Annotated in this window: 14 protein-coding genes and 1 pseudogene; 12 read left to right on the top strand and 3 right to left on the bottom strand. The window is 71.1% G+C overall.

Features of this window, described 5'->3' with window-relative positions; all coding sequences use genetic code 11:
- Positions 1 to 28: 28 nt before the first annotated feature.
- Together ABD793_RS05110 and ABD793_RS05105 are read left to right on the top strand one after the other, a co-directional pair.
- Entirely contained in the window at positions 29 to 817 is a 789-nt protein-coding gene (locus ABD793_RS05110; protein ID WP_344855864.1) for an LLM class F420-dependent oxidoreductase, read from the top strand.
- A 133-nt stretch (positions 818 to 950) separates the two neighbouring features.
- Positions 951 to 1,964, top strand: a complete 1,014-nt coding sequence (locus ABD793_RS05105) for a hypothetical protein (protein ID WP_344855862.1) — start codon at positions 951 to 953, stop codon at positions 1,962 to 1,964.
- 10 nt (positions 1,965 to 1,974) lie between these two features.
- On the opposite strand, the gene ABD793_RS05100 is transcribed toward ABD793_RS05105, so the two are convergent.
- Positions 1,975 to 2,343: an Rv2175c family DNA-binding protein gene (locus ABD793_RS05100; RefSeq protein ID WP_344855860.1), complete on the bottom strand. Its 369-nt coding sequence runs from the start codon at positions 2,341 to 2,343 to the stop codon at positions 1,975 to 1,977.
- 92 nt (positions 2,344 to 2,435) lie between these two features.
- Here ABD793_RS05100 and pknB point away from each other — a divergent pair, with 92 nt between their 5' ends.
- The 4 genes from pknB to ABD793_RS05080 all read left to right on the top strand — a co-directional run bounded on the left by pknB (position 2,436) and on the right by ABD793_RS05080 (position 6,776).
- On the top strand, positions 2,436 to 4,430 hold the full coding sequence (gene pknB / locus ABD793_RS05095; protein WP_344855858.1) for a Stk1 family PASTA domain-containing Ser/Thr kinase: 1,995 nt from the start codon (positions 2,436 to 2,438) through the stop codon (positions 4,428 to 4,430).
- A 103-nt stretch (positions 4,431 to 4,533) separates the two neighbouring features.
- A complete protein-coding gene (locus ABD793_RS05090; RefSeq protein WP_344855856.1) occupies positions 4,534 to 4,698 on the top strand; it encodes a hypothetical protein in 165 nt (54 codons plus the stop codon).
- Positions 4,698 to 5,402, top strand: a complete 705-nt coding sequence (locus ABD793_RS05085; RefSeq protein ID WP_344855854.1) for a hypothetical protein — start codon at positions 4,698 to 4,700, stop codon at positions 5,400 to 5,402. Before ABD793_RS05090 ends, ABD793_RS05085 begins: the two co-directional genes overlap by 1 nt.
- A gap of 90 nt (positions 5,403 to 5,492) precedes the next feature.
- Complete coding sequence (locus ABD793_RS05080; RefSeq protein WP_344855852.1) at positions 5,493 to 6,776, top strand: wax ester/triacylglycerol synthase family O-acyltransferase; 1,284 nt, start codon at positions 5,493 to 5,495, stop codon at positions 6,774 to 6,776.
- Between the two features lie 4 nt (positions 6,777 to 6,780).
- On the opposite strand, the gene ABD793_RS05075 is transcribed toward ABD793_RS05080, so the two are convergent.
- Positions 6,781 to 8,172 (bottom strand): class II 3-deoxy-7-phosphoheptulonate synthase, encoded by a 1,392-nt coding sequence (locus tag ABD793_RS05075; protein WP_344855850.1) that lies wholly within the window; start codon positions 8,170 to 8,172, stop codon positions 6,781 to 6,783.
- Between the two features lie 137 nt (positions 8,173 to 8,309).
- Positions 8,310 to 8,903, bottom strand: coding sequence for a TetR family transcriptional regulator (locus ABD793_RS05070; protein WP_344855848.1), 594 nt, complete (start codon positions 8,901 to 8,903; stop codon positions 8,310 to 8,312).
- 89 nt (positions 8,904 to 8,992) lie between these two features.
- Between ABD793_RS05070 and ABD793_RS05065 the strand changes: the two genes are divergently transcribed.
- The 6 genes and pseudogenes from ABD793_RS05065 to ABD793_RS05040 all read left to right on the top strand — a co-directional run bounded on the left by ABD793_RS05065 (position 8,993) and on the right by ABD793_RS05040 (position 14,745).
- Positions 8,993 to 10,237 carry an MFS transporter gene (locus ABD793_RS05065; protein ID WP_344855846.1) on the top strand — a complete coding sequence of 415 codons (1,245 nt, stop codon included), beginning with the start codon at positions 8,993 to 8,995 and terminating at the stop codon, positions 10,235 to 10,237.
- Complete coding sequence (locus ABD793_RS05060) at positions 10,234 to 11,412, top strand: glycoside hydrolase family 1 protein (RefSeq protein ID WP_344855844.1); 1,179 nt, start codon at positions 10,234 to 10,236, stop codon at positions 11,410 to 11,412. Before ABD793_RS05065 ends, ABD793_RS05060 begins: the two co-directional genes overlap by 4 nt.
- Positions 11,412 to 12,650: a serine hydrolase domain-containing protein gene (locus tag ABD793_RS05055; protein WP_344855842.1), complete on the top strand. Its 1,239-nt coding sequence runs from the start codon at positions 11,412 to 11,414 to the stop codon at positions 12,648 to 12,650. The genes ABD793_RS05060 and ABD793_RS05055 overlap by 1 nt, the downstream gene beginning before the upstream one ends.
- On the top strand, positions 12,647 to 13,576 hold the full coding sequence (locus tag ABD793_RS05050) for a glycoside hydrolase family 130 protein (RefSeq protein WP_344855840.1): 930 nt from the start codon (positions 12,647 to 12,649) through the stop codon (positions 13,574 to 13,576). The genes ABD793_RS05055 and ABD793_RS05050 overlap by 4 nt, the downstream gene beginning before the upstream one ends.
- 190 nt (positions 13,577 to 13,766) lie before the next feature.
- Positions 13,767 to 13,881, top strand: a pseudogene (locus ABD793_RS05045) (IS5/IS1182 family transposase); the annotation flags it as partial.
- Between the two features lie 84 nt (positions 13,882 to 13,965).
- A complete protein-coding gene (locus tag ABD793_RS05040) occupies positions 13,966 to 14,745 on the top strand; it encodes a transposase family protein (protein WP_344856835.1) in 780 nt (259 codons plus the stop codon).
- The last annotated feature ends 30 nt before the right edge of the window (positions 14,746 to 14,775 follow it).

Raw genomic sequence — 14,775 nt, 5'->3', positions numbered from 1 at the left:
GCCGCCGTGGTGGTATTACGCTCTGATCATGACCACTCCCACGAACCGCAAGCTGCGGGTCGGACTTCAGCTCCATCCGCAACACGCCGACTATGCGAACATCCGCCGCACCGCTGCGCAGGCCGAAGACCTCGGCGTCGACATCGTCTTCAACTGGGACCACTTCTACCCGCTCTACGGCGAGCCCGAGGGCAAGCACTTCGAATGCTGGACCATGCTCGGCGCATGGGCGGAGTCGACGTCGCGGGTCGAAATCGGCGCGCTGGTGACCTGCAACAGCTACCGCAACCCGGAGCTGCTCGCGGACATGGCCCGCACGGTCGACCACATCTCCGACGGCAGGCTGATCCTCGGCATCGGCTCGGGCTGGTTCGAGAAGGACTACGACGAGTACGGCTACGAGTTCGGCACCGCGGGCGGGCGGCTGAACGACCTCGCCGATTCGCTGCCGCGGATCGAATCCCGGCTGGCCAAGCTCAACCCGGCACCGACGCGCAAGATCCCGGTGCTGATCGGCGGCGGTGGCGAGAAGAAGACGCTCAAGCTGGTCGCGAGGCACGCGGACATCTGGCACGGCTTCGGTGACCCGGACGTGGTGCAGCGCAAGGTCGAGGTGCTCGACCGGCACTGCGCGGACCTCGGCCGCGATCCGGGCGAGATCGAACGTTCCTGCGGCGTGCAGGGCGAACCGGACGAACTCGGCCCGAAGCTCGTGGAGCTGGGCGTGTCCACCTTCACCGTCGGAGTCGGCGGGCCGGACTACGACCTGTCCGAACTGCGCAAGTGGGTGGAGTGGCGCGACCGGCAGAACGGCTGAGCTGCCTGCGGGAGGCCTTCTCGCCACGGCGGGGAGGCCTCCCGCGTTTCGGCCGGACCCTCGCCGATCGGCACCCCGGCCGTTGCCTTTCGGCCGATGTTCCGGACGCGGCGGCTGCCTACCGTCTGCGTGCGTGACCGAAACAGAGCGGGAAAACGGGTCCCGGAACGCCAGGATGCCGATCCGGGACCGGCTGCGGTCGGCGTGCCTGCGCGAATGGGTGGTGTTCCTCGGCGGGATGCCGGCCGGGGTCGCGGTGGGCGCGCTGGTGCTCTCCGTCTTCGGCATCACCGACACGGTCCTGGTCTGGCACACCACGGCCGGCGACGTGACCACCGTGCCGGCCGGGCTGCTCGGCAGCCTGCTCGCCGCGAAGCTCCTGTTACCGCCTACCGAGCAGGTGCGCTGGGCGCGCATTCCGGCAACCACCGGGGACGCGTGGCCCGGCGCCCGATTCGGCGGTGCTGCGCTGGTCGCCGCCCCGCTGCTGCTGGTCGCCGGCGAGGTGCTGCGGATCCGCTACCACTACTACTTCCCGGCGCAGCTGGCCGCGGTGGCCGGGGACCGCGGCTTGATCCTCGTTTCCTACGCCCTCTACTCGACCGGGCTGCTCCTGCTGGTACCCGCGTTCCTCGCGTTCGCGAACCTGATCAAGGCCGAGCTCCCGGGCTGGGCGTTCTGGGGCGCCACCCTGGCCGTGCTCGGCGATCTGGTCCGGCTGTTCCACGAGGGCGTGAACCATCTGGCCCTGCACCTGGTCCCGGTGGACGGGCTCGCGGCCGCCACGCACGGCGTGTCCGCCACCTACCAGTCCTGGTACGTGTTCTACCCGCTGGTGTTCGCCGACAACCTGGGCTGGCTCGTGCTCGCCATCGGGGCGTACCGGGCCCGGGTGCTCAGCCGGCTGCCGGCGATCGCGCTCGCGGTGATGGCGGTGCACTCCAGCGGGGTGCTCAAGGGCAGCGATCTCGGCAGCCTGAGCGCCGATCTGGCGATCTGCGCGGCGCTCGTGCCGCTGGGTGTGGCCCGGTACCGCCGCGCCGCACCGGCCGCGCGCACCACCCGGCTCGGCGGATGGGCCGCACTCGTCGCGCTGGCCGTGCTCTACGCCTACCACCTGCTGGTGGTGCTCCCGCACAGTCCGTAACGGGCCGGGGTCAGAAGGCCATCGCCTGGGCGCGGCGTTTGACCTCGGTGCCGTGGCTGGTGCGCAGCGCGTTGATCGGGGTGGTGCCCGGCAGCGTGTCGTCCGCGGTGAAGAGCCAGCGCAGCATCTCGGTCCGGGTGAACCCGGAGTCCGCGAGCACGGTGATGGTGCCCGCCAGGCCCTTGACCACGCCGTCCTTCACGAAGAAGGCGCTCGGCACGCAGAGTTCGCCTTCGCGCCGCACGGCGATCAGATGGCCGTCGCGCAGCAGCTGGCGCACCTTGTTGCCGGAGAGCCCCAATGCTGCGGCCACCTCCGGCAACGGCAGGACCGCGACCGCGGTGTCGAGGACGTCGTCGGCGACAGGTATCCCACTCACACGTGACACTGTGCCACATCGGCCCGGCTTCCCCACTGGTACGCACGGGTGACCCACCCCGGTCCGAGTGCCCTTCCGTACGATTGCCCACCGTGACACGCACGGATCCGTCCCTCGTCGGCACGCTGCTCGAACGCCGTTACCGCGTGGACCGGCTGCTGGCCAAGGGTGGGATGTCCGCGGTCTACCGTGGCCTGGACACCCGGCTCGACCGCCAGGTCGCGATCAAGATCATGGATCCCCGCTTCGCCGACGACCGGTCGTTCGTGGACCGGTTCGTACGCGAGGCGCGATCGGCCGCACAGCTGCATCACCCGAACGTGGTCGCGGTGCACGATCAGGGCTTCGACACCCCGGCCGGCACCGATTCCGGGCTGGCGTTCCTCGTGATGGAACTCGTCGACGGCGGCACGCTGCGCGATCTGCTGGCCGAACAGGGCAGGCTCGACGTGCCGCTCGCGTTCGGCGTGGCCGAGCCGGTGCTGTCCGCGCTGGCCGCGGCGCATGCGGCCGGTCTGGTGCACCGCGACGTGAAGCCGGAGAACGTGCTGATCGGCCGCAGCGGCCCGCTCACCGGCGGCGTCGTGAAGGTCGGCGACTTCGGTCTCGTACGAGCCGTCGCCAGCGCGGGTACGACCAGTTCCAGCGTCATTCTCGGCACCGTCGCCTACCTCTCGCCGGAGCAGGTGGCCACCGGCGCCACCACGGCCCGCGGCGACGTCTACTCGACCGGCATCCTGCTGTACGAGATGCTGACCGGCCGTCCGCCCTACACCGGCGACACCGCGCTGTCGGTCGCCTACCGGCACGTGAACGACGACGTACCGCGCCCGAGCGAGCTGCGCCCGGATCTGCCGCCCGCGCTCGACGAGCTGATCCTGCGTGCCACCCGGCGCGATCCGGAGCTGCGTCCTGCCGACGCCGACGAATTCCTCACCGAGCTGCAGGCCGTGCGTACCGGGCTGGGGGTCTCCCCGGTCGCGGTGCCGGTGCCCCCGCCGCCGGACGCGGGCCGGGTCTCCGACGTCGAGCGCACGCTGCCGCGGATCCCGGTCGCCGAGCAGACGCTCCCGGTCTCCGGGCCGCGCGGTACCCGGGCGATGACCAGGGCCGTGCCTGCCGGGCCGCCGCCGTCGGCACCCCCGCAGCCGCCCCATCCGACGCCGCCGCCGGAAGAGCCGAAGCCCGGCAACCGGCGCAAGGTGCTCGCGCTGGCGGTCGCCGGGGTGCTCGTGCTCGGCGGGCTGATCGGTGCGTTCGCCTTCATCCTGACCGATTCCGGACCGACCACCAGCAGCGTGCCGCGGCTGGCCGGGCTCACCCAGGCCGAAGCAGGCGACAAGCTGCGCGCGGCCAAGCTGAACCCGCGCTACAGCCAGGAGTTCAGCAACACCGTGCCTGCCAACACGGTGATCAAGGCGGATCCGGCCGAGGGCACCCAGCTCGAGCAGAACGCCACGGTGTCGGTGGTGGTGTCGAAGGGCAGGCCGAAGGTGCCCGACATCCAGGTCGGCGCCCCGGCCGCGGACGCCACGAAGGCGATCCAGGACCAGCAGCTCACCGTCGCACAGGGCCCGCCGGAGTACAGCGACACCGCGCCGCAGGGCACCGTGGTGAGCGTCAGTCCCGCGGCAGGCACGCCGCTGGACGTCGGCGGCCAGGTGACGCTCGTGCTGTCCAAGGGCCCGGAGCCGCTGCCACCGGTCCCGGACGTCACCGGACGGCCGAAGGACGAGGCGTTCGACCTGCTGAGCCAGGCCGGATTCCAACCGGTGGACGGCGGCGAGGAGTTCTCCCCGACGGTGCCGGGCGGCGCCGTCACCCGGACCGACCCGGCGGCCGACGCGCCGGGCACCAAACAGGTCAAGGTCTGGATCTCCAACGCGGTCCAGGTCCCCGACGTGCGGTTCAAGCAGTTCGCCGAGGCGGAGAAGATCCTCAAGGCGGCCGGTCTCGACGTCGACCGCGAGGGCGGTGGCCGCGGCGGCGGGCACGGCGGCTTCAGCTTCGTCTTCCAGCAGGATCCGCAGCCGGGCTCGCTCGTCGCGAAGGGCACGAAGGTGCACATCCAGGGCTGGGGCGGCTGAGCGCGCACTGGCGGAGCCCCCGTCGGCTGTGGTAGCACAACAGCTGGTCAAGCGCCGGCTGGGAAGCATCGCGGCCGGTGGGCGGTCTCGGTAGCGTGGCCGCATGGTGGCTCGGCACGGCGTGGACGGGATGTCGGACATGTGCACCCAGGCGTTGCTCCCCTGCGGCACCGGCCGCCGGTCGCCGGGTGCGCCCGGAAACCGGACCGGCCGGGTCGCCGCGGGCGCACGTCACGTCGTGGCCGGGCAGTTCGCGGCCGGGCAGTGATGACCTTCTTCGGGGAAAGTTCTCGCGAGCGGCCGCTGTTCCCGGTCCGGGAGCAGGAGCTCTACGGGTACGAGGGGCGGCCGTGGACCGGGCCTCCGTCCGACCACATCGTGCCGGCGTTGCTGCCGTGGGCGTTGCCGTTGGGCCGGTCCGATCGCACCGTCGTCGCGCTGCGTGCGGTGGAGGTCTGGCCGGAGGCGATGACGCTGGTGCTCGGGGTGTATTCGCGCGACGCGATGGACGGCGGGGTGCCGATCGCGCACCGCCGGATCCCGGACTACCACGCGTTGCTGGTCGGGGTGCTGTTCCCGGACGGGCACCGGGCCAGTTCGGAGACCATCTCGGTGCCGAGCGCGAGCAGGCCGGACGAGCCGGTGCTGCGCGTGCAGGGCGGCAGCGGCTCGCAGTTCCACCAGGAGCAGCGGATCTTCGTGTGGCCGCTGCCCGGCGACGGGCCGATGGAGCTCGTCGTACAGTGGCTCGACCGCGGGATCCCGGAAACCCACACCGAATTCGACGGCCGCCGGGTCCGCGCCGCCGCACGCGACGCCGGCGAGCTGTGGCCGGGGCTGCCACGCCGTCCCGGAAACGGTTCCGCACTGCGGCAGATCGCGTCTTTCGCCGAGTCGAACACAGCGGCGCACGGTGTACTGCCGCAGCGCCGCCCCGGCCGCGGCACAGGGAGCGAAAACGCGGGCAATTAGCGCCCGCGAAACACGCAGACCACCGTCCGGTCATGTCCGGGTGGTGTCGTGGGTGTTCTCCGTTCCCGCCGCCGGAGGAGGACGACCGCGATGGCGCCGACCCCGCTCAGCCCGCTCGACGTCGCCTTTCTCTGCCTGGAGCGGACAACCGCGCCCATGCACATGGGAGCGGTGCTCACCTTCGCACCCGATGGCCCGGTCGATCCGGGCAGGCTGACCGCGGTGCTCGCCCGTCGGGCGGCGGAAATCCCGCTGCTGCGCCGGAAAACCCGCGACGCACGGTTTCCGCCGGGTGCCGCGGTCTGTGTGGACGATCCGGATTTCGAGGCCGCACAGCACATTCACCACCATCGGCTGAGCGCACTGGACGGACCCGATCCGCTCGCGGAGTTCGCGTCCCGGTGGATCGCCGGACCACTCGACCCCGGCCGTCCGCGGTGGGACCTGACGGTGCTGACCGGGCCTGCGGACGACGGTTTCGCGGTCCTGCTCAAACTGCACCACGCACTCACCGACGGGGCAGGGGCTTACGCCGTCGGCGCCGGTCTGCTCGACGGCAGCCGGCCGGCGCGGCACCGGGCCACCGCAGTCCCACGGCCGCGGTCGCCGCTGGACGCGGTGCGCGACACGATCGAGACGGCAGGCATCGCCTCGTCGGTGGTCCGGGCCGCCCGGCCGCCGCGCTCACCGGTATCCGCGCCCGCCACGGCGGGACGGCGGCTCGGTTTCGCCCAGCTGCCCGTCGCCGATCTGCGGCGCATCCGCCGGGCGCACGGCGGCACCACCAACGACGTCGTGCTCGCCGTGCTCTCCGGCGCGTTGCGCGACTGGCTGGTGAACCGCGGCATCCGCGCGGACGGACGCACCTTGCGGGCGCTCGTCCCGGTCAGCGTGCGTGGCCGCGCCGCAGGGCAGACCGGCGGCAACAAACTCTCCGGGTACCTGTGCGAGCTGCCGGTCGGGCAGGCCGATCCGGTCCGCAGGCTGCAGCTCGTACGAGCCGCGATGACGCGCAACAAGGCCGCCGGTCCGGCCCGCGGCGCCGGTGCGTTCCCGCTGCTGGCCGACCGGGTGCCCGCAGCGCTGCACCGCCTGGGCACCCGCACCGCCGGACTGGCCGCACCGCTGCTGTTCGACCTCGTGGTGACGACCGTGCCGCTGCCGTCGGCCCCGCTGGCACTGGCCGGTGCGCCGCTGACGCAGATCCACCCGTTCGTGCCATTGGCACCGCGGCAGGCGGTCGCCGTCGCCGTCGCGCCGTACCGCGACACCGTCCACATCGGACTTCAGGCGAACGCGGACGCGGCCGGGCACCTGGGCTCGCTGCGGGACGCGGTCGCCAAGTCCGCGGCGGAACTGCTGCACACCTCGTGAGGGCTCAGCCCCGCAGCATCTCCGCCACCAGGAAGGCCAGCTCCAGCGACTGCTGGGTGTTCAACCGCGGATCGCACGCGGTCTCGTAGCGGCCGCCGAGGTCACCGTCGGAGATCGCCTGCGCGCCACCGAGGCATTCGGTGACGTCCTCGCCGGTGAGCTCCACGTGGATGCCGCCGGGGTAGCTGCCGAGCTTGTGGTGCACCTCGAAGAACCCCTGCACCTCGTCGACGATGCGGTCGAAGTGGCGGGTCTTGTAGCCGCTCGGCGATTCGTGCGTGTTGCCGTGCATCGGGTCGCACTGCCAGATGACCTTGTGCCCGGACGCCTCCACCTTCTCCACGACGCCGGGCAGCACCTCGCGGACCTTGCCGTTGCCCATCCGCGAGATCAGCGTGAGCCTGCCCGGCTCGTTGCGCGGATCGAGCCGCTCGACGTACTCCAGCGCCTGCTCCGGCGTGGTCGTGGGGCCGATCTTGAGCCCGATCGGGTTGCTCAGCAGCTCGGCGAACGCGATGTGCGCGCCGTCCAGCTGCCGGGTGCGCTCGCCGATCCACAGGAAGTGCGAGGACAGGCTGTACAGCTTCGGGGTGACCGCGTCGGCTCGGTCCAGCCGCAGCAGCGCGCGCTCGTAGTCCAGCAGCAGCGCCTCGTGGCTGGCGAAGATCTCGGTGGAGTGCAGCGACGTGTCACTGACCCCGCAGGCGTTCATGAACCGCAGGCCACGGTCGATTTCGGCGGCCAGCGCCTCGTAGCGCTCCCCGGCCGGGGACGAGGCCACGAAGTCCTTGTTCCAGTCGTGCACCTGGTGCAGATCGGCCATCCCGGCCCCGGTCAGTGCGCGGACCAGGTTCATCGCGGCGCCCGCGTTCGCGTAGGCGCGGATCATCCGGCCGGGATCGGGCACCCGCAGCTCCGGCTTGGGCACCAGTGAGTTGATGATGTCGCCGCGGTAGACCGGCAGGCCGAGCGCGTCGGTCGCGGCCGAACGCGGTTTGGCGTACTGGCCCGCGATCCGGCTGACCTTGACCACCGGCAGGCTCGCGCCGTAGGTGAGCACCACGGCCATCTGCAGCAGCGTGCGCAGATTGGCCCGGATGTGCGGTTCGGTGTTGGACTCGAAGGTCTCCGCGCAGTCACCGCCCTGCAGCAGGAACGCCTCGCCGCGGGCGACCATCGCGAGCCGCTCCTGCAACCGGTCGATCTCGGCGGGAACGGTGATCGGCGGGACGCTCTCCAGTACGCCGCGCACGCGGTTGGTCAGCTCGGCGTCGGGCCAGTCGGGCTGCTGGGCGGCGGGCAGGGCCAGCGCCGCGTCGAGTCGGGCACGCAGCTCCGGCGGCAGCGGCGGGAGTTCGGGAAGCGTGTCGACGGGAACGTCCACTGTCCAGTTCACACCTGCCAGGATAGGTCTCGCGGACTTCACCTGCTCCGGTGGGCGGCTGCCGCAGGCCTGCCGCACGTCGGCCCGGCCGTACTCGGCCGGTGCCCCGTCCCCTGGTCGACAGCACTTCCGCGGTTCAGCGCGACGGTTCAGCGCGACACTGCCGTCCGCAGCACCTGCGCCAGACGGGACAGATCTCCTTCGAGGTCGATCTCCGGGTCGAGCAGCCACTGGGCCTGGAGACCGTCGGACGCGGCGATGAGGATGCGTGCCGCGAACTCCGGGGTGATCCCGGCGGGGGCCGCCGGCGGCGGGGTTGCAGCCGAGCGCCGGAACTTGCCGGTGAGGATTTCCCGGAGGTGGCGGTAGCGGCGGGTGAAGAACCCGTGTGCCGCGTGGCCGGGGTCGGGCGCGGCCGCGGTCATCTCGAGGAACAGCCGGACGAGGCCGGGGGTCTCGGCGCTGTGCGCGGCGACCGCGGCGAGATCGTCGATCGGGCCGTCCGGATCGAAGGTGGCACGGTCGGCGGCGTCGCGTTCGGCGAGGATCGCGACGAACAGCTCGTCACGGGCCGGGAAGTAGTGCAGCAGGCCCCGCTCGCTCAGCCCGGCCCGCTTCGCGATCGCCTTCAGCGACGGCCCGGCGCTGTTGCTGCCCGCGTAGGCAGCCAGTGCCTCCTCCAGCAACTGCTGCCGTTTGGCAATCCCCTTGGCATAAGGACCGCGACGGGTGGGTTCGGCCATGGCCCGACGGTACTAGCCGGCCGAAAACACAGCATCACTGTGTTTTTGTGCTAGCGTGGGATTACGACCTGCGCGCTAGGAGTTCGCCGATGATCGACGCCCGCCCCGGCCCCGGCACCGGCACCGGCACCGGCACCGGATTCAAGCTCGGCAGGCTCGGCCCGTTCCTGCTGCTCGGCCAGCTCGCGTGGGCACTGCCGGGCACGGCGAGCAGCACCCTGCTCGCCGCGCTGCTGGCCACGGCCGCGCCGGGGCACAAGATCGGGATCTTCACCGCCTACGCCGTGGCGGGCGCGCTGACGAGTGCGATCGGCACTGTGCTCGGCGGGCTGCTGTCCGACCGCACCCGCAGCCGCTGGGGACGGCGGTCCCCCTGGCTCCTCGGTTCCGCCGGGCTCGCGGCTCTGGCGCTGACCGCGGCGGGGCTCGCCGGGAACCTGGTGCTGACCGGGTTCTGCTACGCGGTGTTCCAGCTCGGCATCGGCGTCTGGGTGGCCGCGCTGTCGGCGCTGATCCCGGACCACGTGCCTGCCGGGGCGGTCGGCCGGGCGTCGTCGTTCTCCGGGTTCGGGTTCCTGCTCGGGCAGACCGTCGGCGGCGTGCTGGCCGGTGCACTGGTGACCACGCCCGCCCGCGGGCTGATCGTCGTCCCGTGGGTGATGGTGGTGCTCGCGCTCGTCGTCGCGTTCGCGGTGCCCGGACGCGACAACCGTGGCGAACCCCGGCCCGGCGGCAGGCGGTGCACGCTCCGGGATCTCCTGCCGGCCGGCTCGTCTGCCTTCTGGCTGGCCTTCGCCGGGCGGTTCCTGTTCATCCTGGCGATCCTGATGATCTCGACGTTCCAGCTCTACCTGCTCACCGACTACCTCGGGCTGCCGACGGCCGAAGCCGGACACCTCGTCGGCATCGGGACACTGCTCGTGGGGGTGCTGTCCGCCGGGTCGGTGATCGCCGGCGGAATCGTGAGCGACCGGTCCGGCCGGGTGAAGCCGGTGGTCGCGGGAGCGCCCGTACTGCTGGCCGTCGGGCTCGTTCCCCTGCTCATCGCGCCAGGGGTGACCACCGACCTGCTCTTCTTCGGCGTTGCCGGACTGGCCCTCGGGGCCTATCTCGCGGTCGACCAGGCTCTGATGGTCGCTGTCCTGCCCGACACCGGCACCGCGGCACGGGATCTCGGGGTGCTGAGCATCGGTTCGACGCTGCCCGGTGTCGTCGCGCCGATTGCCGGCGGCGCGCTCGCCGGGGCGGTCGGTTACCTGGCGATTTTCCTCGTCGCCCTCGTCCTCACGGTGGCCGCGGCCGCCGTCGTTTTCGGAATCAGGAGTGTTCGATGACCCGTGCACCGCAATTTCCCCCGGACTTCCTCTGGGGTGTCGCGACCGGTGCGCACCAGACCGAAGGCGGCAACGTCGCCAGCGACTGGTGGTACCGCGATCACCTGCCGGACTCGCCGTCGGCCGAACGCTGCGGCGACGCCGTCGACAGCTACCACCGCTGGCCGGAAGACCTCGACCTCGCTGCGGGCGCCGGGTTCACCGACTACCGCTTCGGCATCGAGTGGTCCCGGATCGAGCCCGCCGACGGCCACTTGTCCACCGCCGCGGTCGCGCACTACCGCCGGATCGTCGAAGGCGCGTGGAGCCGCGGGTTGCGGCCGCTGGTGACGCTGCACCACTTCACGCTGCCGTTGTGGTTCGCCGCAGGCGGAGGCTGGCTGCGCCCGGACGCGACCGAACGGTTCCTGCGTTACGTCGATGCGCTCGCGCCGGTCCTCGAAGGGGTCGGGTTCGTGGAGACCATCAACGAACCCAACATCGTCGCCATGTTCCCGAAGCTCGCCGCCGGGGTGGCCGGTGGCCTGCCGGTCCCCGACGATGCCATTGCCGAAGCGATGATCGCCGTGCACCGCGCGACCGTCGACCGCCTGCGCGCGAACCACCCCGGACTCCGCGTCGGCTGGGGCATCTCGGTACAGGACTACCAAGCCGAGCCCGGAGCCGAGGCCGCGCTGGAGGCTTACGCCGAACCACGGGACCAGGCGTTCCTGCGGGCGAGCGCCGACGACGACTTCGTCGGCGTGCAGACCTACACCGGCGGCAGGCTGCGGGCCGACGGCACAGTCGTCGAGGTTCCGGACGCCGAGCGCACCCAGACCGGATGGGAGTACACACCTGCCGCACTCGGCGGCGCCGTACGCCGCGTCGCCCGCGTCGTGCCCGGCGTCCCGATCATCGTCACCGAAAACGGCCTCGCCACCGACGACGATGCTCGCCGGATCGCCTACACCACCGGAGCGCTGGAGTCGTTGCGTGCGGCGATGGACGACGGTGCCGACGTCCGCGGCTACTTCCACTGGAGCCTGCTCGACAACTGGGAGTGGGGGCACTGGGGTCCGACGTTCGGACTCGTCGCTGTCGAGCGCACCACGTTCGAGCGCAAGCCGAAGCCGTCACTGGCGTGGCTCGGTTCCCTGGCGCCGTCCGTCCCGAGTGGACGAGGAGGTGCCTGATGCGATCCCCGGCTGCTGCGCCCGGACTCGGCGCCGCGGCTCCGGAAGACGTCGGGCTGTCCTCCGCGGGACTGGACCGGGTCGACACCGCCGTGCGACAGAAGATCGACGACGGTGTCCTCGCCGGCGCCGTCACGCTCGTCGCCCGGCACGGCAAGATCGTGCGTACCAGCGCGATGGGGCTGGACCGGCGCTTTCCCCGCACCCCGATGCGCACGGACACGATCTTCCGGATCTTCTCCATGACGAAACCGGTCACCGGACTGGCCATGGGCATCCTCGCCGACGAGGGCCGCTGGCAGCCGGAGGATCCGATCGCCGAATACCTGCCGGAGCTACGCGGCCTGCAGGTCGCCGACGGCTTCGACGAGCGTGGCCGTCCGATCCTCGCCGACCCCGGCCACCCGCCCACGATGCGCGAGCTGCTGACGCACACCGCGGGCTTCGCCTACGGCTGGGACAAATCCGATCCGCTGACCTCGCTCTACCGCAAGGAGAAACCCTTGCGGGCGAAGGATCTCGGGGATCTCGTCGCACGGGTCGGCAGGCTCCCGCTGGCCTACCGACCGGGAAGCAGCTGGCGCTACAGCATCTCGATGGACCTGCAGGGCGCGATCATCGAGCGGCTGAGCGGGCAGTCCCTGCCGGACTTCTTCCGCGAGCGCATCTTCGAACCGCTCGGGATGGCCGACACCGCGTTCCACACCCCGCCGGGCAAGCGGCGGCGCCGGGCCGCGCTGTACTACACCGGCGGGCCGTTCCGGCTGCTGCGCGTGCCGAATCCGCTCGGCCGCGACCGGAGCGCGCCACCGGCCGCGGCACTCGGCGGCGCGGGCCTGGTCTCGACCGCCGGGGACTACGCCCGGTTCGCCCAGCTGCTGCTCAACCGGGGCGACTGGCACGGCAGGCGGATCGTCAGCGCCGGGGCGGTGACCGCGCAGATGACCAACCAGCTGCCGGAATCGTTGCTGGCGAAGGGTTTCCACGCCGGGCACATGGATCTGCGGCCCGGTTTCGGGTACGGCTTCAACGGCGCGGTCTTCCACGATCCGACGCTCGCCGGTGCACCGGTCGGCCGCGGCACCTACCAGTGGGACGGCGCTGCGGGCACCTGGTTCTGGGTCGATCCCGAACACGACCTGCTCTACGTCGGCATGATCCAGCTGCTGTCGTACGCGGCCCCGCCGCTGCAGAAGATCACCCAGTCCCTGCTCGCCGACGCCATCCTCGACCGGTGAACGCGACGTTCCCGCTCGGCCCGTTCGAGCCGAGCCCGGCCAACCCGATCCTGCGCCCCCGCGGCACCGGCTGGGAATCAGCCAACCTCTACAACCCCGCTGCGATCGTCGTCGGCGACCGGGTCGCCCTGCTCTACCGCGCGCACGCAGCCGACCGTGTCTCCCGGATCGGGCTCGCCTGGAGCAGTGACGGCATCCGGTTCGCCCGCGAAGACGATCCGGTACTGGTTCCCGAGCACGACTACGAACGAGCCGGCTGCGAAGATCCCCGCATCACGCAGGTGGCCGACACCTTCTACCTCACCTACACCGGCTTCGACGGTGCCAGTGCACAGCTGTGCCTTGCGACGTCGGCGGACCTGCGCACCTGGACGAAGCACGGGCCGCTGTTCCCCGGCTTCAACACGTGGAAAACCCTGCCGTACGGACCGAACGGGCCGTGGAGCAAGGCAGGAGTCATCTACCCCGAGCCGATCGAGGGCCGGTACTGGATGTGGTTCGGCGAAGGCACCATCCACGCGGCCACGTCGACCGACCTGCTGCACTGGACCCCGGTCGCCGACGACGACCACCCGATGCACACCCCGACCCCCGGACGGTGGGACGGGACGCTGGTGGAGATCGGCGCGCCACCGATCCGCACGGCCGAGGGCCTTCTGGTCTTCCTGATCAACGGCGCGACCGCGTCGTCGCCTGCCCAGGTCGGCTACCGATGCGGCCAGATCGCGGTCAGCCTTGCCGATCCGGCGGCCGTCGTGGCCGCCACCGAAGAGCCCTGGCTGGCGCCCACGACGTTCGAAGACACCCACGGCCTGGTCGCGAACGTGACCTTCGTCGAAGGCCTCGTCCGCTTCCGCGAGCAGTGGTTCGCCTACTACGGCCAGAGCGACACCACCCTGGCGGTCGCAGTGAGCCCGGTGTCGTGAATCGACCCGAGCCGCACTAAGGGACGTCTCGTAACTGGTGAGGCTGGTGTGGTGCAGGTGATCACGGCGCCGCGGCCGGAGTGGATTGCCCCGTCCACCGGACTGCAGCCGGGTCAGTTCGGCCTATTGGCGGACGAACGCGGGCGATCCGCCAGATCGGGCCGCTGTCCGGGTTTCGCATTCCGCGGCGGTCGTGGCCGACAGTGGTCACCAAGGCAACCCCGACGTCGTCATGCCTTATCGCAAACCCCGTGACGACAGCGACCTTGCCCGAGTGGAAGCAAGACCTCAACACCACCCACCGCAACACCAGTTACGAGACAGCCCTAAGGGCTGTCTCGTAACCCGGTGCGGGACTGGCGGGGTCGTTAGTTGATCATGTTGGTGTGGTGCAGGTGATCACAGCGTCGCAGCCGGAGTGGATTGCCCCGTTCACGGGGTTGGAGCCGAGGCAGTTCCGGAAGCTGGTGCGGTTGGTCGCGAAACGGGGTGGGGACGAGATCGCCGATGGTCGCCCTGGCCGGCAGCGGGCGTTACCGCTCACCGACCGGGTTCTGCTGGTCGCGCCCTACTGGCGGACGAACCTGACGATGCGTCAGATCGGGCCGCTGTTCGGGGTGTCGCATTCCGCAGCGCATCGGGTGATCGACACGATCGGCCCGTTGCTGGCACTGGCCCCGGTCCGTAAACGCCGGATCGACGCGGTGGCGATCGTGGACGGCACTCTGGTCCCGACCCGGGACCACCGGTTGGCCACCCCGTCGAAGAACTACCGCTACTCCACCAACGTGCAAGTCGCGATCGATGCCGACACCCGGCTGGTGATCGCCACCGGCGCCCCACAGCCGGGCAGCCGCAACGACTGCACCATCTACCGCGACTCCGGCATCGCCAAGCAACTCGCCGACCGCCGAGTCATGGCCGACGGTGGCTACCAAGGCAACCCCGACGTGGTCATGCCTTATCGCAAACCCCGTGACAGCAGCGGCTTGCCCGAGTGGAAGGAAAACCTCAACACCACCCACCGCAAGATCCGCGCCCGCGTCGAACACGTCCTCGCCAGGATGAAGAACTTCAAGATTCTCCGCGACCACCGCCGAGCTGCGAACACACTCGCCGATACTGTGTCCGGAATCGCGCACCTGCACAACATCATCCTCGCCGGCTGACCGCACCACCAGCCCCACCCACCGCAACAC

Origin of the sequence: Amycolatopsis ultiminotia, from assembly GCF_039536925.1 — a bacterium.
Taxonomy (GTDB): domain Bacteria; phylum Actinomycetota; class Actinomycetes; order Mycobacteriales; family Pseudonocardiaceae; genus Amycolatopsis; species Amycolatopsis ultiminotia.
This window is presented reverse-complemented; position numbering and strand designations above follow the sequence as displayed.